Below are 24061 nucleotides of genomic sequence, written 5' to 3' on the forward strand. Positions count from 1 at the left end.
GGGGTGGGCGGTCCCGGCACCTCGGACCGGCACCCGTCAGACGACGAGCCGGCTCCAGACGGTCTTGCCCCCGGGGCGGGTGCGCACGCCCCACTCGTCGCTGAGCACCTCGACGAGGTTCGTCGTGTGCGCCTCGTCGGGCCCCACGGCCTGGAACCGGGGCCCGTTGGGGTCGCGGTCGCTGACCTCGATGACGACGCCGTCGGGTCCCTCGCAGGCGACCCGCAGCACCACGGGCGGCGTCCCGCGGGACACGGCCTCGGTGACGAGCTCGCTGACGACGAGGTCGGCGTGACCGCGCAGGAGCGCGGCGTGCTCGACGCACCAGTGGTCGTCGAGGAAGCGCCGCGCGTGGCGGGCCGCGGACCGGTCCACCACGACGGCGGACTCGGCGCTCGGAGACCACTCGCACATGGAGACCGATCGTGGCCGACGATCGCCCGGCGCGCTCGTCAAGACCCCTGCACGTCCACGACGTCGGCCAACCGGGTCACCTCGAGCAGGAACCCGACGGGTTCGCTGGGCCGCACCGCGATGCGCGCGGGCCGCACGGCGACGGCGAGCCTGGCCAGGAACGCGGCGCCCGCGGAGTCCATGAAGGTGACGGCGGTGGCGTCGACGACGACGGGCCGGACGGCGGCGCGGACCTCCCGGTCGACCTCGGCGACGACGGCGTCGAGACCGGGGCGGAGCTCGTCGTCGACCTCCCCCGTGAGGCGCACGGTGAGGACGTCGTCGAGGCCCAGCAGCTGCACGTCACCGGGGGGACCGTCGCCGGCCGGCGAGGGGTCGGGGAAGGGTTCGGGGAAGGGTGTGGCCACGCTGGTCCTCCCTGCTCGGCCGCCGACGTGCGCTCTCCCGCCCTGTGCTCGAGCCGGACCCCCGACGTTACCCCCCGCTCCCCCCGGGCGGACCCGTCAGCTCCTCGCACCGCAGGTCGGCGAGGGCCGCGGCACCGGCCGGGACGTCGTCGGAGGGGGCTGTGGACACAACACGCCCCCTCCCACCGGGCTCTGGCGGGTGCTGCGGCCGTCCCCGCGACCGGCGTCGACGGCAGGTCCGCCCACGCAGCCGGTCCAGCCCGTGCTTGACTGACGGTGCTCGAAGCGACGGGCAGAGCTCGACGACGTGCGTGGTGATCGCGTGTTCCCACCCGACGACCTGACCGACCGGCTGCGGGCCGAGCTCGACGGGCCCGGCCGGCTCGACGGGCCCGTGCCCCGGGTGCTGCGCGAGCTGGGCTGGACCCCACCGCCCCGGCCCCGCACCCGCCTCCCCGAGGCCGGTGACCTGCTGGACCTGCTCGCCGGCGGTTGCAGCGTCCACGAGGCCGCCGCCCGGCTCCGGACCCCCGTCGCCGTGCTGTGCGACGAGCTCGTGGCGCTGCGCCGCGACCACGCCTGCACGAGCACGGCCGAGGTCGTCCGCCGGACCCGTGCCGGTCACTAGGGTGAGCGCCGTGACCACCCGTGACGTCGTCCTCGTGGGCGCCAGCGCGGGCGGGGTCGAGGCGCTCCGCGCCCTCGTCGCCGGGTTGCCCGCCGACCTGCCCGCCGCGGTGCTCGTCGTCCTGCACGTGCCACCGACCGGCACGAACGCGCTCGCGGCCATCCTCGACCGCTCCGGCCCGCTGCCGGCCCGCGCCGCCGAGCACGGCGTCCCGCTGCGGCGCGGGGAGGTCGTCGTCGCCGTGCCGGACCGGCACCTCCTGCTCACCGACGACCACGTCGCCCTCAGCAGCGGGCCGCGCGAGAACGGGCACCGGCCCGCCGTCGACACCCTCTTCCGGTCCGCGGCGCGCGCGGTGGGCCCGCGGGCGGTCGGCGTCGTCCTCACCGGCGCGCTCGACGACGGCGCCGCCGGTCTCGTCGCCCTGCGCGCCCGGGGTGGGGTGGGGGTCGTGCAGGACCCCGACGACGCCCTGTACGACGGCATGCCGCGGGCGGCGCTGGAGGCGGCCCGCCCCGAGCACGTCGTCCCCCTGGCCGACCTGCCGGACCTGCTGGTGCGGCTCACCGGCGAGGAGGCACCAGCCTGGCCCCTCGAGGCGGCCGGGAACGGACGGATGCGCCAGGAGGTCGCGATGGCGGAGTTCGACCTGCGCCCCCTGGAGGGCGACGACCACCCCGGGGAGCCGTCGGGCTACTCCTGCCCCGACTGCTCGGGGGTGCTGTGGCGGATCGAGGACCACGGGCTGCTGCGGTTCCGCTGCCGGGTGGGCCACGCCTGGAGCCCGGAGAGCCTGCAGGACCAGCAGACCGCCGAACTCGACGGCGCCCTGTGGATCGCCCTGCGCAGCCTGGAGGAGCGCGCCGCGCTGTCCCGCGAGATGGCCGACCGCGCGCGCGAGGCCGGGCACGCGCTGACGGCGGACCGGTTCGCCGACCGGGCCGTCGAGACCGGTGACGCGGCGCGCACGATCCGCCGGCTGCTCACCTCGCGCACGCTGCGCGGGCCGGCGGGACCCCGGACGACGGGGCAGGCGCAGGACGAGACGGACGGCTGAGGGATGGACGAGGAAGACGGCGGGGCAGTGCGCGAGGCGGCGGAACCGGGGACGGGGTACGGGACGGCGGAGGAGTTCGAGGGCCTGCTCGAGCACCTCAAGGAGGCCCGGGGGTTCGACTTCACCGGGTACAAGCGGGCGAGCCTGCTGCGGCGCGTGCACCGGCGGATGGACGACGTCGGCGTCGGGCGGTACGAGGAGTACCACGACCGGCTCGAGGTCGACGCCGACGAGTTCACGGCGCTGTTCAACACGATCCTCATCAACGTCACGTCGTTCTTCCGCGACCTCGAGGCGTGGGACCGGTTGCGCTCGGACCTGCTGCCGCAGGTGCTCTCGCACCGACCGTCCGGCCCGATCCGCGCGTGGAGCGCCGGGTGCGCCTCGGGGCAGGAGGCGTACACGGTCGCGATCTGCCTCGCCGAGGCGCTGGGCCCCGAGGAGTTCCGCGAGCGGGTGAAGATCTACGCCACCGACGCCGACGAGGACGCGCTGGCGCAGGCCCGGACCGCGACGTACACCGACCGCGAGGTCCGCAGCCTGCCGCCGGAACTGCTGGAGAAGTACTTCGAGCAGCACGGCACCCGCTACACGTTCCGGCAGGACCTGCGCCGGTCGGTCATCTTCGGCCGGGCCGACCTCGTCCAGGACGCCCCCATCTCCCACGTCGACCTGCTGACGTGCCGGAACACCCTCATGTACCTGACGGCCGAGACGCAGGCGCGGATCGCGGAGCGGCTGCACTACTCCCTCAAACCCGAGGGGCTGCTGTTCCTGGGCAAGGCGGAGATGCTGCTCAGCCAGTCGTCGCTGTTCTCCCCCGTCGACCTGAAGAACCGGTTCTTCCGGCGCGTGGGCGGCGCGCGGACGCCCTCGCGGATCACCGCGACCGTGGCCCCGGCCGTGTACCCGCCGGCCGGGGACGACGCGACGACGTTGCGGGCCGAGGCGCTCGCCGCGAGCCCGGTCGCGCAGATCGTGCTCAACCAGGCCGGTGAGGTGGTGCTGTCCAACCACCGCGCGGACACCCTGTTCGGCCTGTCGGCCTCCGACACCGGCCGGCCGTTCCAGGACCTCGAGGTCAGCTACCGGCCCGTCGAACTGCGCTCGGCCGTCGAGCAGGCCCACACCCAGCGGCGCACCGTGTGGATCCGGGACGTGGAGTTCACCCGGCCCCGGGCCGACCGCACGTTCTTCGACGTCCAGGTCGTGCCGCTGCGCAACCCCCAGGGGCACACCCTCGGCACGGCCGTCGTCTTCATCGACGTCAGCCGGTCGCGGCAGCTGCAGGACGAGCTCGAGGACGCCCACCGCCAGCTGGAGACCGCGTACGAGGAGCTGCAGTCCACGAACGAGGAGCTGGAGACCACGAACGAGGAGCTGCAGTCCACGGTCGAGGAGCTGGAGACCACGAACGAGGAGCTGCACTCCACGAACGAGGAGCTCGAGACGATGAACGAGGAGCTGCAGTCGATGAACGACGAGCTGCAGAACTCCAACCACGAGCTGCGGCTGCGCACCGACGAGGTCAGCGCCCTCAACGGGTACATGGAGGGCGTCTTCGCCAGCCTGCGCGTCGGCGTCGCCGTCGTGGACGCCGACATGCGCGTCACGGTGTGGAACGCCTGGGCCGCCGACCTGTGGGGCGTGCGCGCCGACGAGGCGGCCGGTGAGCACCTGCTCAACCTCGACATCGGGTTGCCCCTGCACGAGGTCGGGCCCGTCGTGCGGACCGTCCTCGCCGGCGAGGTGCTCGCCGGGGAGGACGCCGTGTTCGAGCTCGCCGCGGTGAACCGGCGGGGCCGGTCCATCCGGGTCCAGGTGACGGTCAGCTCACTGGCGGGCACCCCGGGCAGCTCCGGGGCCCTCGTCGTCATGGATCAGCTCGACGACGACGCGCCCTGAACCCGCTCCCGGGCCCGTTCCTGAGCCCGGCGTTCGAGGAGCCGGTCGTGCGCGTGCACCAGGACGGGGCGCAGGTCGTGCCGTGAGGGGTCGGCGACCGCGAGGGCGGCCAGCTCGCGCAGCTTGACGTTGCGGTCCTGGCTCAGCCGGGTCAGCACCTCGAAGGCCTCCTCGACGCTGCACCCCACCCAGCCGGCGACGAGACCCTTGGCCTGCTCGATCGTCGCGCGCGAGCGCATCGCCACCGTGAGGTTCTCCGCGGTGGCGCGCAGCTCGGCGATGCGGTCCAGGTCGTGCAGCAGGGCCGAGGCCGCCTCGGCGAAGACGAGGGCGCGGTCGAGGTGCTCGTCGCCCGCGAAGGCGCCCGGTTCCGGTCCGTACACGGTGAGCACCCCGCGCACGGCAGCCGCCGCGGACACGTCGCGCGCGCGGACGGGCAGCGCGAGCGCGCTGCGCACCCGGGTCCGCCCGGCCGGTACCGCGAGCGCCGGCCACCGCTCGTCCTGGCGCAGGTCGGCGCTGCGGACCGGGACCCCGTCGCGGTGGGCCGTCACCGCGGGTCCCTGCCCCACGCGGAACTGGGCGCCGTCGATGCGCTGGGCCTCCTCGGAGTCGGCGGCCAGCTCGGACGGTTCGGCCGGGTCGCCGAGGACGACGCTCGCCCACGACGCGCCCGTCACGGCCCGCGTCGCCAGGCCCGCCACCTCGGTGAGGAGCTCGTGCTGCGACAGGTCCCCCACGGGCAGGGCCGTCAAGGCGGCGACGGCCTGCAGGACCGCGGGGTCCGCCGCGACCTGCGCAGGGGTGACGTCCCCCAGGACCCACGTCAGGACGGACCGGTCCTCGCCGCGGTGGACCCCGCCGGTGATGAGGACCCGCACGGTGCGCTCGGGACCGTTGCGCGGGCTCACCGCGACGGTGGCGCCCACCGTGCGGGCCCCGGCGGCGGCCGTGACCAGGTCGCGGACGGCCGGGCGGACCTGCGGCGGCACGAGGGCCTGCACCGGTTTGCGCGCGAGCCGGGCGGCGGGCACCCCGAACAGGGCGGAGGCGGCGACGTTGGCCTCGACGATCCCGCCGGTGGCGTCGGTCACGAGGACCGGGACGGGGACGCTGCGGATCACGGCGCTCGCCGTCCGGCGGGCGTCGACCTCGCGCGCGAGGAGCTCGTCGATCTGCCGCTGCTGGGCGGCCAGCTCGTCGTCGGCGACGGCCAGCTCCTCGGTGACGACCTGCAGCTGCAGCGACAGGTCGTCGTCGGCGACCGCGTGCTCGCGGGGCAGGGCCCGGTCGGCGCGCATCTCGGCTCCCTCCGACGACGGACACCGGCTGTTCGATGTAGCCCCGCATCCTGTCACGTTCTAGAGCGTCCGGGCGACCGGTCCCGCGCCAGGGCCCGCAGACCGGTGGCGACGTCCGCCGGCACACCCCGGCCGCTGCCCACGTGGGCGGCGAGGGCCTCGGCCACGACGCGGACCTTGACGTTGGTGTGCTGGGACAGCCCGCTCAGCAGCTCCCACGCGACGGTCTCGTCGCAGCCGACGAGCTGCATGACGATGCCGACGGCGTGCTCGATGCGGGGGCGGTTGTCCAGGGCGGCCCGCAGCCGGGCGACCTCCTGCTCGAGCGCGGCCACCCGGGCGTCCTCCTCCCCCACCCGCACCTCCCGGCGCAGCTCGCCCGCGCGGGCCAGCGCGGCGTCGGTGCGCCGTCGCAGGTCACGGCTGCGCTCGGCCGCGGTGCGGGCCCGGGTGCGGGCGACGGCGAGGTCCTCGGCGAAGGAGCGCACGGCCTGCTCCCGCCCCAGCCGGGCCTCGACGCGGTCCGGCTCGACCCAGCCGAGGTCGAGCAGGACGCGCAGGGCCGCGACCGCCTCCTCCCCGTGCGGGTCGGGATCGGCCAGCACCGTGCGCAGCTGGTCGGCCAGCGTGTCCTGCGTCTCCTGCACGTCGTCTCCCGTCCGGCGGTGGCCGCCGGGTGGCACCCCGACGACACGTGCTGCCACCCGGTGGTTGGAGCGGCGGTCGGCCCGGGGTCCGGGGGCCGTCCCACCACCGTACCCACGTCGGGACCGCTGCCCACCGCCTGGACCGGGGCGTCGGGAAGGACCCCGACCTCCGGCGGGTGGCGTTCCCCCCGCCACCCCGGCAGACTCGACCCGACGGTCCACGAGCAGCGCCGTCCCGCCCCCGCGACGAGGAAGAAGGAGGAGCCCGTGGACACCGGTCCCACCCCTGTCCCCCCGGCCCGGCCCCCCGTCCTGCCCCACGTGCTGCGGCTCGACCTGCTGGGCGAGGACGAACCCCTGCGCCAGGCCCGCCGGTTCGTGCGCCTGCAGGCCGAGCAGCTGGGCCTGGCCGACGCCGCCGACGACGCCGTCCAGGTCACCGCCGAACTGCTCGGCGGCCTGGGCGCCGGGTCCAGCCCGACCGCCCTGCGGGTCGGGGAGGACGCCGGCTGCCTCGTCGTGGGGGTGGACGTCCGGTTCGCCGACGGCCGGACCCGCCCGGTCCTGTCCGGCCACACCCGCGACCTCCTGGCGCAGCTGTCCGCCGCCACCGGGTGGTCCCCCACCGACGACGGCGCGCAGCTGTGGTGCCGCGTGCCCTGACCGGGGGTGTGACCTCAAGCAACGGGTCCGGTCGGCCGACGTGGAACGGGTGGACCGGAACGACTGGATCGCCCTCGCGCAGGCGGACCGGGTCGACGACGCCGTGCTCGTCGCCCCCGCCGCCGTCCCGTCCGTGCCCGCGCCGTCCCCGCGGGAGGCGGCGCGGCTGGCCGTGCTGCACGGGTACCGCCTGCTCGACGCACCCGCCGACGACGAGCTGTCCGCGGTCGTGCGCGCCGCGGCGGTCGTCGCGGACGTGCCGCACGCGACCTTGAACCTCATCGCCGAGGACCGCCAGTGCCAGCTGACGACCGTCGGCTTCGAGGGCACCGACTCGGCGCGGGCCGACTCCATGTGCGCGCTGCACTTCGAGGAGGGGTTGCTCGTCCACGTCCCGGACGCCTCGCAGGACCCGCGCTTCGCGCGCAACCCGTGGGTCGACGGCCGGCTGGGCCGGGTGCGCTCCTACGCCTCGGCCCCCCTCGTCAGCCCCGAGGGCCACGCCCTCGGCTCGCTGTGCGTCTTCGACACCGTGCCCGGCCACGTCGTGCCGGAGCGGCTGTCCGTCCTGCAGGACCTCGCCGGGGTGCTCGTGGCCCTCTTCGAACGCCGCCGGCAGGCCCGCGAGGCCGCCGAGCAGGGCCGGCGCGCCGGGGAGGCGCGCGAGCTGGCCGTCCTGGCGATGGCCGAGGCCGAGGCCCGCTGGGAGCAGAGCGAGGCCGTCGCCGAGACCGTCGACGTCGGCCTGGTCGTCGTCGACGCCGCCGGGCACGTGACCTCCCTGAACCGGACCGCCCGGCAGTGGCACGGGGAGTCCCCCGCCCACCTCGCCGCCGACGGCCGCGCACCGCTCGCCCCCGGGGACCTGCCGTGGTCGCGCGCGCTGCGGGACGGCTCGGTCGAGGACGTCGAGCTCGTCCTGACCACGCCCGGGCAGGCCCCGCGCACCCTGGTCTGCTCCGGCCGGTCGATGCGCAGCGGCGACGGGACCCCGCTGGGCGCGGTCGTGGCCCTGCACGACGTGACGGAGGCCCGGCAGCGGGAGAAGGCGCTCGCCCGGGCGCACGCGACCCTCGCCGAGCACACCGCCCGGGTCCAGGCCCTGGCCGACGCCTCGCGCACGCTGGCCGCGGCGCGGGACCCGCAGCAGGCCGTCTGCCACCTCGTGCGCGAGCTGACCGGGGCCGACGCGGCGTACCTGCTGCGTCCCGCCCCGGCGGACGACGGCGCCGAGCTGCGCGCCGTGGCCACGGTGGGGTTCCCGTCGCTGGAGATCACCTACCCCCTCGACGAACCCTCGCTGGCCGGTCTGACCTTCACCTCCGCCGAACCCGTCTTCGTCGGTGACGTCGCGACCCACCCCCGCGCCTCCCAGCGGTGGGTGGACCTGACGGGGGTGGTCTCCGGCGCCTGGCACCCCGTCGTGCTCTCCGGGCAGCGCACCGTGGGGGTCCTCGGCGTCTTCTGGCGCCAGACCCGCCAGGAGCTGGGCGAGCACGTGCTGCCCGTCCTGCAGACCCTCACCGGCGAGGTCGCCCACGCCGCCGAACGCACCGAACTGCTGCAGCGCCTGGCGGAGGCGGCCGAGCGGGACACGCTGACGGGGCTGGCCAACCGCCGCCGCTGGGACGAGGTCATCGCCACCGAGGTGGCCCGCGCCGCGCGCACCGGGGAGCCCCTGAGCGTCGCCGTCATCGACCTCGACCACTTCAAGCGGTACAACGACACCCACGGCCACCTCGGCGGGGACGTCCTGCTGCGCGAGTTCGCCGACGCCGCCCTGGCGTGCCTGCGCGAGGTCGACGTCATCGCCCGGTGGGGCGGGGAGGAGTTCGTCGTGGCCCTGCCCGGGTGCGCGGCCGAGGACGCCGTCACCGTCGCCGACCGGATCCGCGCCGTGGTGCCCCGCGGTCAGAGCTGCACGATCGGCGTCGCCCGGTGGCGGCCCGGCCTGCTCGCGCAGGACGTCGTGCGGCTGGCCGACGCGGCCCTGTACGCCGGCAAGGAGCAGGGCCGCGACCGCACGGTGGTCCACCCGTGAGCGGGGTGGCCGTGCTGCGCAGCACCGCCTTCGCGGCCGTCTTCAGCGTCGCGGTCCTGCTGGGCCGGGCGACCGTCATGGACGGCACGAGCCTGAGCCTGGTCTGGCCCGCGGCCGGGGTGGCCGTCGTCTGGTTCGCCGCCCAGCGGGCGGCCGGGACCCGGTGGCTGGACCTGGCCCTGCTGTCCGCGGCCACGTTCGCCCTCAACGCCGTCACCGGCGCCTCCCCGGCGCTCGCCGCCTCCTTCGTCGTGGCGAACGTGCTGCAGGTCCTCCTCTTCGGCCTGCTCTTCGCCCGCTGGTGCCCCACGGCCTGGGGTGCGGGCGGACGCGAACCGCTCACCGGTGTCGCCCAGCTCATGCGGCTGCTCGCGGCGGCCGCCCTGGCCACGGGGGCCGGTGCCGTGCTCGGCCCGGCGGCCGTGTGGGCGCTGACCGGCCACTGGTCGTGGGTGACGACGCTGGTCTGGCTGACCCGCAACACCGCGAGCATCCTGCTCATCGCCTCGGTGGCCTTCCGCGTGGGCTGCCTGCTGGGCGCCCGGCGCCCCGCTGCGGACGGGACAGTCGTCGTGGTCCCCGTGCGACCGCTGCGCGGCTGGCAACGGGTGGAACTGGTGGCGGTGCTGGCCTGCGCGGTCGCGGCGTACGCGCTCGTCTTCGGCGTCTACGACGGCCTGCCCGTCGCGTTCCCGCTCATCGCGCTGGCGGCCTGGGCCGCGCTGCGCTTCGACACGACCGTCGTCCTCGTCCTCGACCTGGCCCTGGGGGTCTCGGCGGTGCTGCTCACCCTCGGTGGGCACGGCCCGTTCGCGCTCATCCCCGACGACTCGACCCGCGCGATCGTCGTCCAGCTCTACGTGGCGATGCTCGCGGTCCTGGGTCTGGCGCTGGCGATGAGCCGCGACGAGCGCGACGTCCTGCTCGCCTCGATGGCGCGCTCGACGGCCGCGAGCGAACGCCTGGCCGCCGCGGCCGCGGCGCACCGGGCCGAGGCGGAGGCCCGCGGCGAGCTGACCGCCGCGGTGCTGGAGTCCGTGGACGTCGGCATCGTCGTGGCCGACGAGCGGGGGCGGCTGACGATGTTCAACCGGACCGCGCAGCACTGGCACGGGCTCGACGCCGACTCCGGGCTCGACCCCGCCCAGCACGCCGGCCGCTACGACCTGTTCGCCGCGGACGGGCGCACCCCCCTGGACGCCGGAGAGGTGCCGCTGCACCGCGTGCTGCGCGAGGGGTCCGTCGCCGACACCGAGATCGTCCTGGCCCCGGCCGGGCGGGCGGCCCTGACGGTCGTGTGCTCGGGCCGGCGGATGACCCGCGCGGACGGCAGCGCGCTCGGCGCCGTCGTCGTCATGGCCGACGTGAGCGCCGACCGCGCGCTGCGCCGGGACCTGGAGGAGGCCCGGGCGCGGGCCCGCGAGCAGGCCGACCGGTTGCAGGCCGCGTTCGACGCCTCCCTCGTCGGCAACGTCGACCTGGGCCTGGACGGCACGGTGCTGCGGGCGAACCCCGCCGCCGCATCGATGCTCGGGCGCACCCCGGCGGACCTGGTGGGGCAGCGCTGGACCGCGCACGTGCACCCCGACGACCGGGCCGCGGGAGGCGAGGTCGTGACCCGCTCCCTCGAGGGTGGGCCCGCCGGGTCCGGGCGGGACGGGGGCGTGGACCTGCGCCACCTGCACCGCGACGGGCACGTCGTGCACACCCACGTCTCCGCGGCCGTCGTCCGCGACGGCGAGGGCCGCCCCGCGCACCTGACCTGCCAGTTGCTGGACGTCAGCAGCCGGGTCGCCGCCGAGGAGGGGGTGCGCCGGCAGCGCGACGTCTCCGCCCGTCTCCTGCAGGCCCTCAGCGACCTCGGCGAGGGGGTCCTCGTCGAGCACGACGAGCAGATCACCTACGCCAACGACGCCCTCGCCCGCCTGACCGGGCGGCGCACGACGAGCCTGCTCACGCTGTCGACCTCGCTCCTGCTGGTGCCCGAGCCGGAGCAGGCCGCCTGGGTGGCCCGGCGCACGTTCGTGCCCGGGCAGGTCCGCGCCGACCAGAGCTCGGTGACGGCGCTGCGCCACGCCGACGGGTCGACCGTGCCGGTGGAGGTCACGTGCGTGCCCCTGCCCGACGCCGGTGGACGCGCCACCCTCACCCTCGTGCGCGACCTGTCGGAGCAGCGCCGCGCCCAGGACGCGCTGGCGCGGTCCAACGAGCGGCTGCGCGAGGCCAACCGGCTCAAGGACGACCTCGTGGCCACCCTCAGCCACGACCTGCGCCAGCCGCTGTCGACGACGACCGGGTTCGCCGAACTGCTGCTCGACGACTGGGACGGGCTGAGCGAGCAGGACCGGCACGAGCACCTCACCCGCATCCGGAAGGCCGGCCGCTGGGCCAACGACCTGCTCGAGGACATCCTCGCGATGGCCCAGCTCGACGCCGGCCCGCCGGTCCCGCGGACCACCCGCGTGCACGTGCCGGCGCTCGTCGCCGACGTCCTGGACCGCACCGGGGCGCCGCGCGGGCTCGTCGACACCACGGGTGTCCAGGACGTGACCGTCCTGGCCGACCGCGGGCACGTGGAGCAGGTCCTGGCCAACCTCGTGGGCAACGCGTTCAAGTACGGCCGCCCCCCGGTGCGGGTGAGCGCCCGGCGCCGCGGGGACGACGTGCTCCTCGAGGTGGTCGACGCCGGCGAGGGCGTGCCGCCGGAGTTCGTGCCGCACCTGTTCGACCGCTTCGCGCGCGCCACCACCGGTGCCGCGGCCGGGCAGAAGGGGACGGGGCTGGGGTTGTTCATCGCCCGGGCCCTCGTCAACGCCAACGGCGGCGACCTGACCTACCGGCCCGCGGGAGGGGGCGGGTCGCGGTTCACGCTGAGCCTCAACGCGCTGGCGGCCCCCGCGGGGGCCCGGGACGGGCTCGGCGAGGCCGTCGACCTGCCGTGACGGGACGCGCCGCGGTGCCGCCGAGCGCCGGGCACCGGGCAGCGGGGCGGCGTGGTGGTGCGGGACGCGGCGCCGGCGGTTAGAACGGGGACGTGACCCCGGGCGACCCCCAGCACGAGACGTACCTGCGCGCCGCGCAGGCCGTCGCCGCCGAGGACGCGGAACGGGCGGGCGTCGCCACGTACCTGCGCGTCGACCCCGGCGGGCCGGCCCCCGACCCCGCCGCGGGCGAGCCGGAGCTGGCCGCCCGCGTGCGCGCGGTGTGGGACGTGCTGAGCGGGGCCGACGCCGACGTCACCGTCCAGGACGTGCTCGCCGTCCTGGGCGACCTGGAGCTGCGCCCGGAAACGGCCCGGACGCCGTCCGAGCCACCCCCGCGCCTGGCCGCCTGGCGACCGCCGGGCACCCCCCTGCCACCGCGGGCCGTGCGGGCGGGGGAGGTGGGGCAGGTCGCCGACGCCTTCGTCGCCGGCCGGCTCCTGCGCGTCGTCAACCACCACGACACCCCCGCGTCGCGGGCCGAGGAGTTCCGCCGCGACCTGCACTGGTACGCCGAGCGCTTCGCCCCGGTGACGGCCGAGGACGTGCACGCCTTCTGCCGCACCGGGCGCTGGCCCGACGCCTCCCGGCCCGGGATCGTGCCCGCGTTCTACGACGGGTTCGCGAGCGCCGTGCAGGTCGCGGTGCCCGCGCTGGAGGAGGTGGGGCTGGTCGGCTGGTTCTACCCGCCGACGGACTTCCTCGACGTCCCGCCGCCGCACCAGCGGGAGTTCGCCCGGGCCCACGAGTACGGCGTGCTGGAGCACCCCTCGGGCCGGCTGGCGATGACGTGGGAGGAGCTGACGGCACTGGCCGGCCGCCACGAGGTGTGCGCGCACACCGCCACGCACGCGGCGTCGGAGGACGTGACCTCCCCCGCGCGGGTGCTCGCCGAGGTGCTGGAACCCGTCCGCCGCCTGAGCGCGGCGATCGGCCGTCCGCCCGCGTCGTGGGCGTGGCTGGGCGGGACGGACCACGACCCGGCCCGTCCGGGTGACGCGGCGCTGGCCGCGACGGGGGTCCGGCTGTGGACGTCGAACACGGGGTTGCGACGCCTGCACCCCTGACCGTCTGGGATGCTCGACCCGCTCGAACCACGGGCGAGCAGGAACAGGCACCGACCCGGGGGGACGAGTGGACGCGCACGACGGCCCGCAGCACCCCCACGAGCCCCTGGCCCCCGACGCGGCCGCGCTCTTCGACTCCCTGCTGGCCGGGGCGCCGCTGGGGATCGGCGTCTTCGACCTCGACCTGCGCCACGTGCGGGTCAACGCCGTCCTCGCCGAGATGAACGGCCGACCCGTCGAGGAACTCGTCGGCCGGACCCCCGGCGAGGTCAACGGCGAGACCGGGGCGCGCGCCGAGGAGCTGTACCGGCGCGTCATCGCCGACGGCGTGCCCGTGCGGGACGTGCGCCTGACCGGTGAGGTCAGCGCCCGCCCCGGGCGGCGGCGGCACTGGTCGCTGACGTTCCACCCGGTCCACCGCCCGGGGTCGGCGGAGGTCACGGGCCTGTGCGTCATCGTCGACGACGTCACCGCCGAGGAGGAGCTGACCCGGTCGCTGGTGGACAGCCGGCGCCGCGTCGAGCAGATCACCGAGACGATGGCCGCCGGGTACCTCGTCATGGACACCTCCGTGGACTCCTGGCCGATCACGTACGCCAACCGGCAGGCCGAGGTCGCGCTGGGTCTGCCGCGCGAGCAGCTCGTGGGCGGGTCGTTGTGGGGCCTGTTCCCGGCCACCGTCGGCACCGCGTTCGAGGCCGGGTACCGCCGGGCGCTGGCGACGGGGTCCCCGTACGTCTTCGACGCCTACTACCCCCCGCCCCTGGACGCCTGGTACGAGGTGCGGGCGATCCCGGACGGGACGACCCTGACGCTGTACTTCTTGGACGTCAGCGAGCGGGTCGAGGCGCAGCGCGCGGCCGAGACGGCCGCCGAGCGGGCCGAGCTGCTGGCCCGGGTGAGCGAGCAGCTGAGCGCGCACCGCGACCCGGCCGCGGCGCTGGGGCTGGTCCCGGGGCTGCTGGTGCCCGCCGTGGCCGACTGGTGCGTGGTCACGGTGCTGGAGGAGTCCGACCGCGCCGACGCCGCGGTGGACGCCCTCGCCGGCGCAGCCAGCGGGGGCACCCTGGAGGACGCGGACGCGGGTGCGGTGACCCTGGTGCTGGAACACCTCCGCGACGTCGCGGCCCGGCACGCCGACCCGGTGCTCGACGAGGCCGTGCAGGCGTACTCCGGCGCCCGGCTCGACGCCTACCGCGACCACGCGCGGGCGGGGGCGCAGCACGGCGGCCGGGTCGCTCCCCCGTTCCTGGTCCGGGCCCTGGTCTCCGGCCGGGCCCAGGTGGTCGAGACCGACCCCACCGGCAGCGTGCAGCGGACGATGGCGCCCGGTGGCGCCGCGACCGCCCTGCAGCGGTTGCGCCCGCGCACGGCGGTGGCCGTGGCGGTCCGGGCCCGCGGCCGGGCCCTGGGGGTGCTGTCCCTGTGCTGGGACGCCTCGGGCCCGGCGGACCCGCCGGCCGCCCACCCCGTCGACGCGGCCACCCCCGTCGACGAGCTGGGTGCGGACCCCCGGGCGACCGCCACGGCCCGGCGCCGTCCCGGGCCGGGGGCCGACGTCCTCACGTTCGTCCAGACGCTGGCCGACCGCATCGGGGCCGCGGTCGACGAGGCCCGGCTGGTGCGGGCGCAGCTGCAGATCGCCGAGACCCTGCAACGGGCCCTGCTGACCGAGCCGCCGCAGCCGGACCACGCCCACGTCGTCGCCCGGTACCTGCCCGCCGCGGAGGCCGCGCAGGTCGGCGGCGACTGGTACGACGCGTTCCTGCAGGAGGACGGCGCCAGCGTGCTCGTCATCGGGGACGTCCTCGGGCACGACCGGCGGGCCGCCGCAGCGATGGGCCAGGTCCGCACCCTCGTCCGCGCCGCCGCCGTCATGACCGGCCGGGGCCCGGCCGGCGTCCTCGCCGCGACGGACGCGGCCATGACCACGTTGCAGGTCGGGACGATCGCCACCTGCGTGATCGCCCGGCTGGAGCAGGACGAGGACCTGACCCGGCGCGGGCTGACCCGGGTGCGGTGGTCGGCGGCGGGTCACCCGCCGCCGGTCCTCGTCCCGCGGGAGGGTCCCCCCCGGCTGCTGGACGAGCCCGGTCAGCGCGACCTGCTGCTCGGCGTGGCCCCGGGCACGGCGCGGCACGAGCACGTGGTGGAGGTCGAGCGCGGCAGCACCGTGCTGCTCTACACCGACGGGCTCGTCGAGCGGCGGGGTGAGTCCCTGCAGGTGGGCCTGGAGCGCCTCCTGGCGGCCGTCGCGGACGCGGTCGCCCGCGAACCGCGCGACGAGGACGGGTACCCCCAGGACGTCGACGCGACCTGCGACGAGGTGCTGCGCCGCCTGCTGCCCGACCAGCCCGGCGACGACGTCGCCCTCGTGGCGATCCGGCTGCACCGCCAGGACCGGCCGCGGCCGGCGAGCGCCGGTCCGCGCCGGGTGCCGCCGGTGGTGCCGGACGAGCCCGCCGTGCTGCCGGGCGCGGGGACCGGGGGGTGAGCAGGCGCGTCGTCCTCGAGGCGGGGCTGGTGCTGCTGGCCGTCGTCGACGCCCTCATCGGTCTGCCGTACGCCTCGACGGGTGCCCTGGTCTCCGCGCTGGTGGCCGCCGCCGTCCTGCCCCTGCGCCGCCGCTTCCCGTGGCCGACGGCGCTCGTGGTCGCGGTCGGCCTGTTCTACGGGTACGCCCTCGTGGCGGCGATGGTCGCGGTCTTCACGCTCGCCGTGGCCACGCGGGCCAGGCGGCGCGTGGGGGTGGTCGCCGCGGTCGTCGTCCTCGTCGGGAACCTCGTGGCCCTGGGGCTGCCCTCGGGGGTCGACGCGTGGGTCAGCGCCGTCCTGTACGGCCTGCTGTTCGCGGTCGCCCCGTGGGCGCTGGGGGAACTGGTGGTCACCCGCCGGGAGCTGTCGCGCCGGCTCGCCGAGATCGACGAGCGCGCCGCCCGCGAGGCGCTGGAACGCGAACGGGCCGTGCTGGCCCGGGAGATGCACGACGTCGTCTCCCACCAGGTGAGCCTCATCGCCGTGCAGGCCGGGGCGTTGCAGGTGACGTCGTCGGACGAGGCGACGCGGTCGGCGGCGCGGACCATCCGCCGGCTGAGCGTGACGACGCTGGAGGAGTTGCGGGCGATGGTGCAGGTGCTGCGCGCGGCCGGCGGTTCCGCGCGCGACGACGCCCCGCAGCCGGGGGTCCAGGACCTCCCGGCGCTGACCGAGGGGTGCGGTCTGGACGTGCGCAGCACGGTCGGCGTCCCCGTGGACCTGCCGGCGCCGGTGCAGCGGGCGGTGTTCCGCGTCGTGCAGGAGGGCCTGACCAACGTCCGCAAGCACGCTCCGGGGGCGGCGGTGTCCGTCGCGGTGACCCACGACGGTGCCCGGACGCGCGTGGAGGTCCGCAACGGCCCGGCGACCGGTCCCGTGCACGCGCTGCCCAGCGCGCGGCACGGGCTGCTCGGCCTGCGCGAGCGGGCCGCGCTCCTCGACGGGCAGGTGGACGCCGACCCGACGCAGGACGGCGGCTTCCGCCTCGTGGTGACGATCCCGGACCCCTGAGCCCCGGGCACCACGTCGCGGGGCGCCGGAGCACCGCTGGAGCGGTGCGTCACGTCCCACCCCCGTTCCTCGTGCTACCGCCCCAGCCGCTGCGGGGCGTGCCGGACGGGTTCGCGGTAGAGCGGGTACAGCTCCCCCACCGTGGCGTCGGCGGCCTCGGTGTCGAACCACGCCGGGCCGCCGACCCGTTCGCGCGCCGCGGCGGTCAGCAGGACGGGTCGGCGCGGTCCCGCCGGCTCCCCGAGGCCGACGAGGGGTGAGCCGCGCTCCAGCAGCCGCCGCAGCACGCGCTCGCCGATGCGGTGGTAGGACAGCGTCTCGACCTCCAACCCCGGCACGGCCACCTTGGCGACGTGCACCGGGCCCCGGGAGGTCTGCACGGCGACGGCGTGGACGAGGACGTCGAACGCCGCGAGCCGCGCCAGCAGCTCGGTGAGCTCCTCGCCCGGTTCCCGCTCCGGCGCGGTGGGCAGCCCGTGCAGCCCGACGTGCGACGCGACGCGCAGCATCGGCTCCACCAGCCGGGCCAGCTCGGTCCCGGAGCGGTGCGTCCAGTCCGCCGTCGCCGCCAGCGCGCGGGGTTCGGACTCCGGCAGCGGGGCGCGCTCCTCGGCGGCCCAGTACGGCCCCAGCCGGGTCCGCACCGGGTCCAGGGGGCCGAACGCGAACGCGCGCCGGGCCCGGGAACTGGCCAGTTCCAGCAGCGCCTTGCGGGCCGCGCTCGCCGCGTCCAGGGCGGCGGCCTCCCCCACGGCGGTGACGGCCATCGGCGTCCGCTCGGGTGCGGTGTCGCGGGCGACCGCGTGCACGACGACGGCGAACTCGGTGCTGTCGAGCTTGACCTGCGGTTCCAGGCCCGCGGCCACGAGCGCGGCCCACACGTCGGCGGTCGCCGGGTGCTCGGCCACCCCGTCCACGAGGACGCCCTGTTCCAGGGCGCGGAAGGAGACGGTGTCGCCGTCGCGCTGCAACAGTTCACCGATGCCGTGGGCCACGGCGCGCTCCAGGGTGTCCCCGGCCCCCATGCCGTTGGTGATGGGGGTCGTGAGGAAACCCCCGCCCGGGGGCCCGCCGCGGACCCCGCCCGCGTGCGGGGCGACGAACTCGGCGGGCACGAGCACCTCCTCCCCCGTGCGCCAGCGCCGCATCGGCAGCCAGCGCAGGGGCAGGTCCGGGGAGTACCGGCTGCCCGCGGGCAGGACGAGTTCGACGGGGTCGACGACGCCGCCGGGACCGCGGGCGGCGAGCAGGTCGGCGAACGTGGCCTCGACGGGGGCGAGGGTGCGCAGGTGCCGGTCCAGCAGCACCTGCTCGGCCAGTTCGCCGTGGGCGCCGCGACGGGCGGCGGCGGGGTCGGCGCCGTAGCCGACGCCGTGCCCCGACGTCGCCGCGCCGGGGTGGGGGCGCCACACGGTGCCGGTGACGGGCAGGCCGGTGCGGTCGAACCCCGTGAGGTCGAACTCGAGGAGCTCGGCGCCCGCCCCCACCCCCAGGGCCTCGGCGTAGCGGTCCGCCGTCGCGTGCGCGCCCGCTGCCGTCCCGCTCACCTCAGCCCGCTGCGGGCGATGCCGGCGACGAACTGCCGCTGGGCGATGCCGAACAGGACGAGGACGGGCAGCACCGAGACCAGCGCTCCCGCCATGAGCGCCGGGTAGTCCGTCGTGTACTGGGTCTGCAGGAACGACAACCCGACGGGCAGGGTGTAGAGGCCGGGGTCGCGCAGCGCGACCAGCGGCCAGGCGAACTCGTTCCACCGGTACATGAACGTCATGACCACGAGCACGGCGACCAGCGGGCGCGACAACGGCAGCACGATCGACCACAGGGTCCGCAGCTGCCCGGCCCCGTCGAGCTGGGCGGCCTCCAGGAGCTCGTCGGGCAGCGACAGGAAGTACTGCCGCGCCAGGAACACCCCGAACGCCTCCGCCGACCGCGGGACGATCACCGCCCAGTAGGAGTTGATCCACCCGAGGGAGTTCACCAGGTCGAACTGCGGGATGAGCAGCACCTGCACGGGGATCATCAGCGTGGCGATGATGAGGAAGAACACCACCGCCCGGCCCGGGAACCGGTGCTTGGCCAGGACGTACCCGGCGGTGACGTCGACGGCCACCGTGATGACCACGGCGACGACCGCGATGGCCAGGGAGTTCTGCGCCCACTGCAGCACGGGGAACTGCGTCAGCGCGCGGGAGAAACCCCCCGGGTCCAGCGTCGTGGGGAACAGGCCGATCCGGCCCGAGGCGAGGTCGTCGCGCGGGGACACGGCGGTGACGAGCATCCAGTACAGCGGGAACAGCCACAGGAGGCTGAGCACGACGAGGACGAGGACCTTGCCGCGCCGGGCACCCCGCCGCTGCCGCGGTCCGCGGCTCACCTCGACGTCGGGACGCGAGCGCGGCGCGGTCCGCACGCCGGTCACTGCTCGTCCTCGCTGGAGCGCTGGGCCCGCCACCACAGGACGGTGGCGGCGAGCACCACGACGAACACGACGACACCGATCGCCGATCCGTAGCCTTCGCGGCGGGCGGCGAAACCCTGGCCGTAGGCGTAGGTGACGAGCAGTTCGGTCGACCCGGCGGGCCCGCCCTTGGTCATGACCCACACGATGTCGAACACCTGGAACGTCTCGATGACCAGCATCACGGTGAGGAAGAACGTCGTGGGCCGCACGAGCGGCCACACGACGTCCTTGAGCCGCTGCCACGACGACGCCCCGTCCAGCTCGGCGGCCTCCAGGACGTCCCGGTCGATGCCCTGCAGGGCGCTGAGGTAGAGGATCACGGCCAGGCCGGTGCGGGCCCACAGCAGCACCAGGACGACGGAGACGGCGGCCGCCGTCCCGTCGGACTGCCAGTCCGGTTGCGGCAGACCGACTCCCGCCAGGACGCGGTCGACGATGCCGACGTTCTGGTCGAAGACCCAGCGGCCCGCCATCGCGACGACGACGCCGGAGATGACGTACGGGGCCAGGAACACGGCCCGGAACAACCCCCCGCCGGGGACGCGGTCGCGCAGCAGGAGCGCGAGACCGAGACCGAGACCGAGACTGACCGGCACGGACACCACGGCCAGCAGCGCCGTGTTGCCGGCTGCCTGCCAGAACGTGGGGTCCGACAGCATGGCCCGGTAGTTGGCCAGCCCGACGAACTGCGCCTGCCCGATGCCGGTCGAGTTCGTCAGCGAGATCCGCACCGCCCCCACGAGCGGGTACAGCACGAAGACCCCGAACAGCAGCAGGGCCGGGGCGAGCATGAGGTACGACGTCGCCCAGCGGCGCACCGCGGGCCGGTGGGACGTCGTGGTCCCGGGGTGCGCAGCGGCGGTGCTCACGACGTCTGCAGCACCGACGCGACGCCGTCGGTGATCCGCTCCAGCGCCGCGGCGTCGTCCTCGGAGCCGAGGAACACCTCGTCCAGCCGGTCGCGCAGCTGGGCGTTGATCGCGCTGAAGCTCGGCACGACGACCTGCTGCACGAGCGGTTCGCGGATGGCCTTGGCCTGCTCGACGTACAGGGCCATGAGGTCGGGCCGCACGGGGTACTGCAACGTGGTGGCGTCGATGTCGCTGCGGGTGGGCAGCACGGACGCCTCGGTGCAGAACGCGGACATCTGCTCGGCCTGGGCGCAGTAGGTGAGGAAGGCCAGGGCCTTGTCCTTGTTCGCGCTCGCCTCGACGGCGACGAGGGCGTTGCCGCCGAGGTCGGCCGACGCGTTGACGTCGCGCGGCAGGAAGGTCGCGGAGTACTCGAACCCGCCGCCTTCGATCTCGCTGAGCAGGAAGTCCCCCGCGAACGCCGTGGCGACGGTCTGGTTGAGGAACAGGTCGCTGGCCGCCTGCCCGCGGGCGGAGGCGTTCTGCGGGGTGAGCTGGTTGCGGAACAGGTCGCGGGTGAAGGTGACCGCCTTCAGCGCCCCCGCGTCCCCGGTGGCCACGGACTGCAGGTCCTCGGTGAGCAACCGCCCGCCGGCCTGGTCCACGAAGTTCAGCCAGCGGTAGGCGCCGGCGTTCTGCCAGTTCGCCGCGAAGGCGTACGTGTCGGCCCGGGAGGGCTGGATGCGTCCGAGGGCGTCGGCGAACTGCTCCCACGTCCAGGCGTCCTGCAGCGTGGTGGGCAGCGTCCCGAGGCCGGCGGAGGCGACCGCCGCGGTGTTCAGCAGCACCATCGACGTGTCGGTGTGGTGCGGGATCCCGAACGTGCCGTCGTCGTCGGTGACGGCCGCCCAGAAGGCGGGCAGGAAGGACGGCTCCAGCGTGCTCGCGTCGGTGAGGTCGGCCAGCACCTGTTGGCGCCGGTAGGCGGCGACGTCGGTGTAGCTGACGCGGAACAGGTCCGGCGGGGAGTCGGTGCGCAGCCCGGTGTCGACGGCCGTGAGGACCTCCGAGTACGGCACGACCTGCAGGTTCACCGTCGTGCCGGTCTGGGCCGCGAAACCGTCCGCGAGCTTCCTGAACGCGCTCGCCTCGGCGTCCGAGGCCCAGGTGATCATCGTGAGCGCGTCACCGCCGGAGGATTCCCCGGACCCGCCGGAGCCGGGGGTGGAGAAGCCGCTGCAGGCGGACAGGGCACCGGTCGCGGCGGCGGCGCCGGCGGCGCCGAGGACCCGCCGGCGGCTGGGGGTGTTCTGGGCAGGGGTGACCATGGGAACTCCGAATGTCCACGCAGGCGGCTGTCTGCACCTGCTGGTTCTCGCGCGGGACGGGCACCTCTGGGAAAGGTGTGCCCAACGTAGCCACGTCGGTCCGGGTCAGCCCGTCGGAGTTCTCCCCACGAGGCGGGACCACACGGTCTTGCCGTCGGCGGCGGGGTCGACCCCCCACTGCGCGCTCAGCACGTCGACGAGGGCGATGCCGCGGCCGCCGAGGGCCCCGGGGTCGACGTGCCGCAGCTGGGGGGCGTGCGGGTCGGCGTCGTGGACCCGGACCACGACCCCGGCCTCCCCCTCGCACTCCAGGCGCAGGGCCGCCGGCGGTGCGCCGTGCCGGACGGCGTTGGTGACCAGCTCGGTCACCACCAGGTCGCCCTGGGGTCGCAGCGCGGAGGCGTGGGGACGGCACCAGTGCTCGTCGAGGAACCGCCGGGCGAGACGGCCCGCCGTCTCGTCCATGACGAGGACGATCTCGGCGGGTGGGGTGAGCTGGCACATCACCTGAACCTTCCCCCGGAAACCCGCGCCCGGCGACCGGAGGGCCGGGACCTCAGAGCCGGACGGCGAGCAGGGCGATGTCGTCGTGGCTGTCGCCGAGCTCGGCGAGCAGGTGCTCGCACAGCGCCTCGGGCTCGTGCGGTGCCGCGGCGGCCACGCGCGCGAGCCGGTCCATCCCCACGCTGAGCACCTCACCGCGCCGCTCGACGAGCCCGTCGGTGTAGCACAGCAGCAACGACCCCGCCGGCAACCGCTCGGTGAGCGTGGCCCGCGGGAGGGTGGGTTCGACGCCCAGCGGGATGCCCGAGGCGTCGGGGAGGTACCGCACCGTCCCGTCGGCGTGGCGCACGAGCAGGGGCGGGTGCCCGGCCGAGGAGTGCTCCACCGACCAGTGGTCCGGACCGTCGGGCGTGAGCCGGGCGTAGCTGACGGTCGCCATGGTCGTCATGCCGAGGGCGGCGATCAGCTCGTCGACGCGGGTGAGCACGGCGGCCGGGGTCGCCAGCGTCCGGTCCCACGCGCACGCGCGCAGCAGGCCCTTGAGGTGCCCCATGGCCGCGGCCGCGTACACGTCGTGCCCGGCGACGTCACCGATGACGACGGCGGTCCCGTCCCCCGGCACGTCGATGAGCTCGTAGAAGTCGCCGCCGACGTCGTTGCCGTCCTGGCCGGCGTGGTAGCGCGCCGCCACCTGCAGACCGGCCACCGTCGGCAGATCCGGCAGCAGGCTGCGCTGCAGCTCGGTGGCGATGTGGTGCTGCTCCTCGTACAGCCGGGCGTTGTCCAGGAGCAGGCCCGCGCGGCGGCCGAGGTCGACGGCGATGCCCAGGTCGTCGTCGGTGTGCGCGGGCGCACCCGTGACCCGGACGAGGACCATGAGGTCGTTGTCGGAGCGCCGGCCGGGCAGCGGGACGACGAGCACGGAGGAGACGCCCAGCTCGTCGGACAGGTCCAGGACGTGCTGGTCCTCCACCCAGCCGCGGCGCAGCTCCCGCACCTGCGGGGAGCCGTAGTCGCCGATGCGGCGGGCGGGGGCCCCCTGCAGCAGGAGCTCGTGCAGCGGCCCGCGCAGGGTGGTGCGGCGCAGGGCGTCGAGGTAGGCCTCGAACCGGCCGGCGTCCGCCGGGCGCGCGTGCAGCGCGGTGACCTGACCGATCTGGCCCTTCTCGTCCGGGCTGACGACGACGGCCCAGTCCGCGAGCTGCGGCACGACCAGCTGCAGCAGGCGACGTCGGCACTCGGCGACGTCCAGGGTGCCGGACAGCCGGTGGGTCGCCTCGGCGAGCAGGTCGAGCCGGGCCCGGTGCTCCTCGGCCCGGTGCCGCGCCTGCTCGGCCTCGGCGCGGGCGGCCCGCTCGGCGGCCAGCGCCTCGTCGCGGGCGCGGTCGGCCGCGACGCGGCCGCTGACGTCGGTCTGGATGCCGACGTAGTGCGTGAGCGTCCCGTCGGGTCCAAAGATCGGGCTCATGGCGACCTGGTTCCAGAAGCCCAGACCGTCCTTGCGGTAGTTCAGCAGCGTCACGGTGACGGGCTCGCCGGCCTCCAGCGCGTCGCGCATCTGCTGGCGCACCGCGGGGTCGCTGCCGGGCCCCTGCAGGAACCGGCAGTTGCGGCCCACCACCTCCTCGATCGAGTAGCCCGTGGTGGCGGTGAAGGCGGGGTTGACCCAGACCAGCGGCAGGTCGGGGTCGCGGGCGTCCGCGACGGTGAAGGACAGTCCCGTGGCGAGCACCGCGCGGTCGCGCAGCACCGCCTGCTCCGTCGCCGCGTCCATGGCCGCCCGGGCGGCGCGCTGGTCGCGCAGGGGCAGGAAGACGACGAGGGCGTGGTCCTCGAGCATCGGGGCCCCGGCCATCGGCAGCGCCACGACCCACAGGGGTTCGCGCCGGCCACCGAGGTCGCTGCCGGCGGCCGCCGAGACCGCCTGCCCCACCACGGGTTCGGACCGCGCGACCCGGGACAGCGGGTGCTCGGTCTCCGACAGCTCCGCCCCGTCGAGGTCGACCAGCCCCGCCGCGTCCGACCAGTCGTCGACCGTGAGCGGGAGGTCCGCCGCGGGTGCGAGCTGGCGGGCGACGGGGTTGACGTGGACCACCGTCCGCTCGGCCAGGTGCACGAGCAGGACCGCGGCGGGGGCGTCACCGGTGATGGCGGACACGTCGGCGACGGCGACGTCGTCGCGCGCGGTTCCCTGCACTGCGTTCCCCCTCCGGCCGAACACCTCCCGGCCCCGGTCCGGGGCACAACCCACTGCGGC

General features: G+C 75.8%; 19 protein-coding genes. 9 read left to right on the forward strand and 10 right to left on the reverse strand.

What is annotated here, in order from left to right:
• Nucleotides 1–36 precede the first annotated feature (36 nt).
• Together AB2L28_RS02450 and AB2L28_RS02455 are read right to left on the reverse strand one after the other, a co-directional pair.
• Nucleotides 37–414 (reverse strand): ATP-binding protein, encoded by a 378-nt coding sequence (locus tag AB2L28_RS02450; RefSeq protein WP_370717125.1) that lies wholly within the window; start codon nt 412–414, stop codon nt 37–39.
• Between the two features lie 38 nt (nt 415–452).
• Nucleotides 453–821, reverse strand: coding sequence for an STAS domain-containing protein (locus tag AB2L28_RS02455; protein WP_370717126.1), 369 nt, complete (start codon nt 819–821; stop codon nt 453–455).
• 322 nt (nt 822–1143) lie between these two features.
• On the opposite strand from AB2L28_RS02455, the gene AB2L28_RS02460 reads away from it, so the two are divergent.
• Genes AB2L28_RS02460 through AB2L28_RS02470 form a run of 3 tightly spaced genes read left to right on the forward strand, consistent with a single transcriptional unit; the run spans nt 1144 to nt 4411 of the window.
• The gene (locus tag AB2L28_RS02460; protein WP_370717127.1) at nt 1144–1449 is read left to right on the forward strand and encodes a hypothetical protein; all 306 of its coding nucleotides are present in this window, start codon (nt 1144–1146) and stop codon (nt 1447–1449) included.
• A 10-nt stretch (nt 1450–1459) separates the two neighbouring features.
• Nucleotides 1460–2506, forward strand: a complete 1047-nt coding sequence (locus tag AB2L28_RS02465) for a chemotaxis protein CheB (RefSeq protein ID WP_370717128.1) — start codon at nt 1460–1462, stop codon at nt 2504–2506.
• A gap of 3 nt (nt 2507–2509) precedes the next feature.
• Nucleotides 2510–4411 (forward strand): CheR family methyltransferase, encoded by a 1902-nt coding sequence (locus tag AB2L28_RS02470; RefSeq protein WP_370717129.1) that lies wholly within the window; start codon nt 2510–2512, stop codon nt 4409–4411.
• Here the strand turns inward: AB2L28_RS02470 and AB2L28_RS02475 are convergent.
• Together AB2L28_RS02475 and AB2L28_RS02480 are read right to left on the reverse strand one after the other, a co-directional pair.
• Nucleotides 4387–5712 (reverse strand): ANTAR domain-containing protein, encoded by a 1326-nt coding sequence (locus tag AB2L28_RS02475; RefSeq protein WP_370717130.1) that lies wholly within the window; start codon nt 5710–5712, stop codon nt 4387–4389. The two genes, AB2L28_RS02470 and AB2L28_RS02475, sit on opposite strands and share 25 nt — an antisense overlap.
• Before the next feature lie 53 nt (nt 5713–5765).
• Entirely contained in the window at nt 5766–6359 is a 594-nt protein-coding gene (locus AB2L28_RS02480; RefSeq protein WP_370717131.1) for an ANTAR domain-containing protein, read from the reverse strand.
• A 267-nt stretch (nt 6360–6626) separates the two neighbouring features.
• Between AB2L28_RS02480 and AB2L28_RS02485 the strand changes: the two genes are divergently transcribed.
• The 6 genes from AB2L28_RS02485 (at nt 6627) to AB2L28_RS02510 (ending at nt 16657) form a co-directional block, all read left to right on the forward strand.
• On the forward strand, nt 6627–7022 hold the full coding sequence (locus AB2L28_RS02485; protein ID WP_370717132.1) for a hypothetical protein: 396 nt from the start codon (nt 6627–6629) through the stop codon (nt 7020–7022).
• A 49-nt stretch (nt 7023–7071) separates the two neighbouring features.
• Nucleotides 7072–9063: a sensor domain-containing diguanylate cyclase gene (locus AB2L28_RS02490; protein WP_370717133.1), complete on the forward strand. Its 1992-nt coding sequence runs from the start codon at nt 7072–7074 to the stop codon at nt 9061–9063.
• The gene (locus AB2L28_RS02495; RefSeq protein ID WP_370717134.1) at nt 9060–12005 is read left to right on the forward strand and encodes a PAS domain S-box protein; all 2946 of its coding nucleotides are present in this window, start codon (nt 9060–9062) and stop codon (nt 12003–12005) included. Before AB2L28_RS02490 ends, AB2L28_RS02495 begins: the two co-directional genes overlap by 4 nt.
• 92 nt (nt 12006–12097) lie before the next feature.
• A complete protein-coding gene (locus tag AB2L28_RS02500; RefSeq protein WP_370717135.1) occupies nt 12098–13111 on the forward strand; it encodes a polysaccharide deacetylase family protein in 1014 nt (337 codons plus the stop codon).
• A 67-nt stretch (nt 13112–13178) separates the two neighbouring features.
• A complete protein-coding gene (locus tag AB2L28_RS02505) occupies nt 13179–15605 on the forward strand; it encodes a SpoIIE family protein phosphatase (RefSeq protein WP_370717136.1) in 2427 nt (808 codons plus the stop codon).
• Nucleotides 15602–16657 carry a sensor histidine kinase gene (locus tag AB2L28_RS02510; protein ID WP_370717137.1) on the forward strand — a complete coding sequence of 352 codons (1056 nt, stop codon included), beginning with the start codon at nt 15602–15604 and terminating at the stop codon, nt 16655–16657. Before AB2L28_RS02505 ends, AB2L28_RS02510 begins: the two co-directional genes overlap by 4 nt.
• A gap of 74 nt (nt 16658–16731) precedes the next feature.
• Here the strand turns inward: AB2L28_RS02510 and AB2L28_RS02515 are convergent, their stop codons facing one another.
• The 6 genes from AB2L28_RS02515 to AB2L28_RS02540 all read right to left on the reverse strand — a co-directional run bounded on the left by AB2L28_RS02515 (nt 16732) and on the right by AB2L28_RS02540 (nt 24001).
• Nucleotides 16732–18204: a YcaO-like family protein gene (locus tag AB2L28_RS02515; RefSeq protein ID WP_370717138.1), complete on the reverse strand. Its 1473-nt coding sequence runs from the start codon at nt 18202–18204 to the stop codon at nt 16732–16734.
• Nucleotides 18201–19079 carry a carbohydrate ABC transporter permease gene (locus AB2L28_RS02520; protein WP_370717139.1) on the reverse strand — a complete coding sequence of 293 codons (879 nt, stop codon included), beginning with the start codon at nt 19077–19079 and terminating at the stop codon, nt 18201–18203. Before AB2L28_RS02520 ends, AB2L28_RS02515 begins: the two co-directional genes overlap by 4 nt.
• Nucleotides 19076–19990: a carbohydrate ABC transporter permease gene (locus AB2L28_RS02525; RefSeq protein ID WP_370717140.1), complete on the reverse strand. Its 915-nt coding sequence runs from the start codon at nt 19988–19990 to the stop codon at nt 19076–19078. The genes AB2L28_RS02520 and AB2L28_RS02525 overlap by 4 nt, the downstream gene beginning before the upstream one ends.
• Entirely contained in the window at nt 19987–21300 is a 1314-nt protein-coding gene (locus AB2L28_RS02530) for an ABC transporter substrate-binding protein (protein WP_370717141.1), read from the reverse strand. Before AB2L28_RS02530 ends, AB2L28_RS02525 begins: the two co-directional genes overlap by 4 nt.
• Nucleotides 21301–21405: 105 nt before the next feature.
• Complete coding sequence (locus tag AB2L28_RS02535; RefSeq protein WP_370717142.1) at nt 21406–21804, reverse strand: ATP-binding protein; 399 nt, start codon at nt 21802–21804, stop codon at nt 21406–21408.
• A 52-nt stretch (nt 21805–21856) separates the two neighbouring features.
• Nucleotides 21857–24001, reverse strand: coding sequence for a SpoIIE family protein phosphatase (locus AB2L28_RS02540; protein ID WP_370717143.1), 2145 nt, complete (start codon nt 23999–24001; stop codon nt 21857–21859).
• Between the last annotated feature and the right edge of the window lie 60 nt (nt 24002–24061).

The organism is Kineococcus mangrovi, assembly GCF_041320705.1.
Classification (GTDB): Bacteria; Actinomycetota; Actinomycetes; order Actinomycetales; family Kineococcaceae; genus Kineococcus; species Kineococcus mangrovi.

Bases quoted from the DNA above. Each gene is read 5' to 3' on its own strand.
- AB2L28_RS02450 (WP_370717125.1), bottom strand. From the start codon at position 414: ATGTGCGAGTGGTCTCCGAGCGCCGAGTCCGCCGTCGTGGTGGACCGG.
- AB2L28_RS02470 (WP_370717129.1), top strand. From the start codon at position 2,510: ATGGACGAGGAAGACGGCGGGGCAGTGCGCGAGGCGGCGGAACCGGGG.
- AB2L28_RS02475 (WP_370717130.1), bottom strand. From the start codon at position 5,712: ATGCGCGCCGACCGGGCCCTGCCCCGCGAGCACGCGGTCGCCGACGAC.
- AB2L28_RS02530 (WP_370717141.1), bottom strand. From the start codon at position 21,300: ATGGTCACCCCTGCCCAGAACACCCCCAGCCGCCGGCGGGTCCTCGGC.
- AB2L28_RS02535 (WP_370717142.1), bottom strand. From the start codon at position 21,804: ATGTGCCAGCTCACCCCACCCGCCGAGATCGTCCTCGTCATGGACGAG.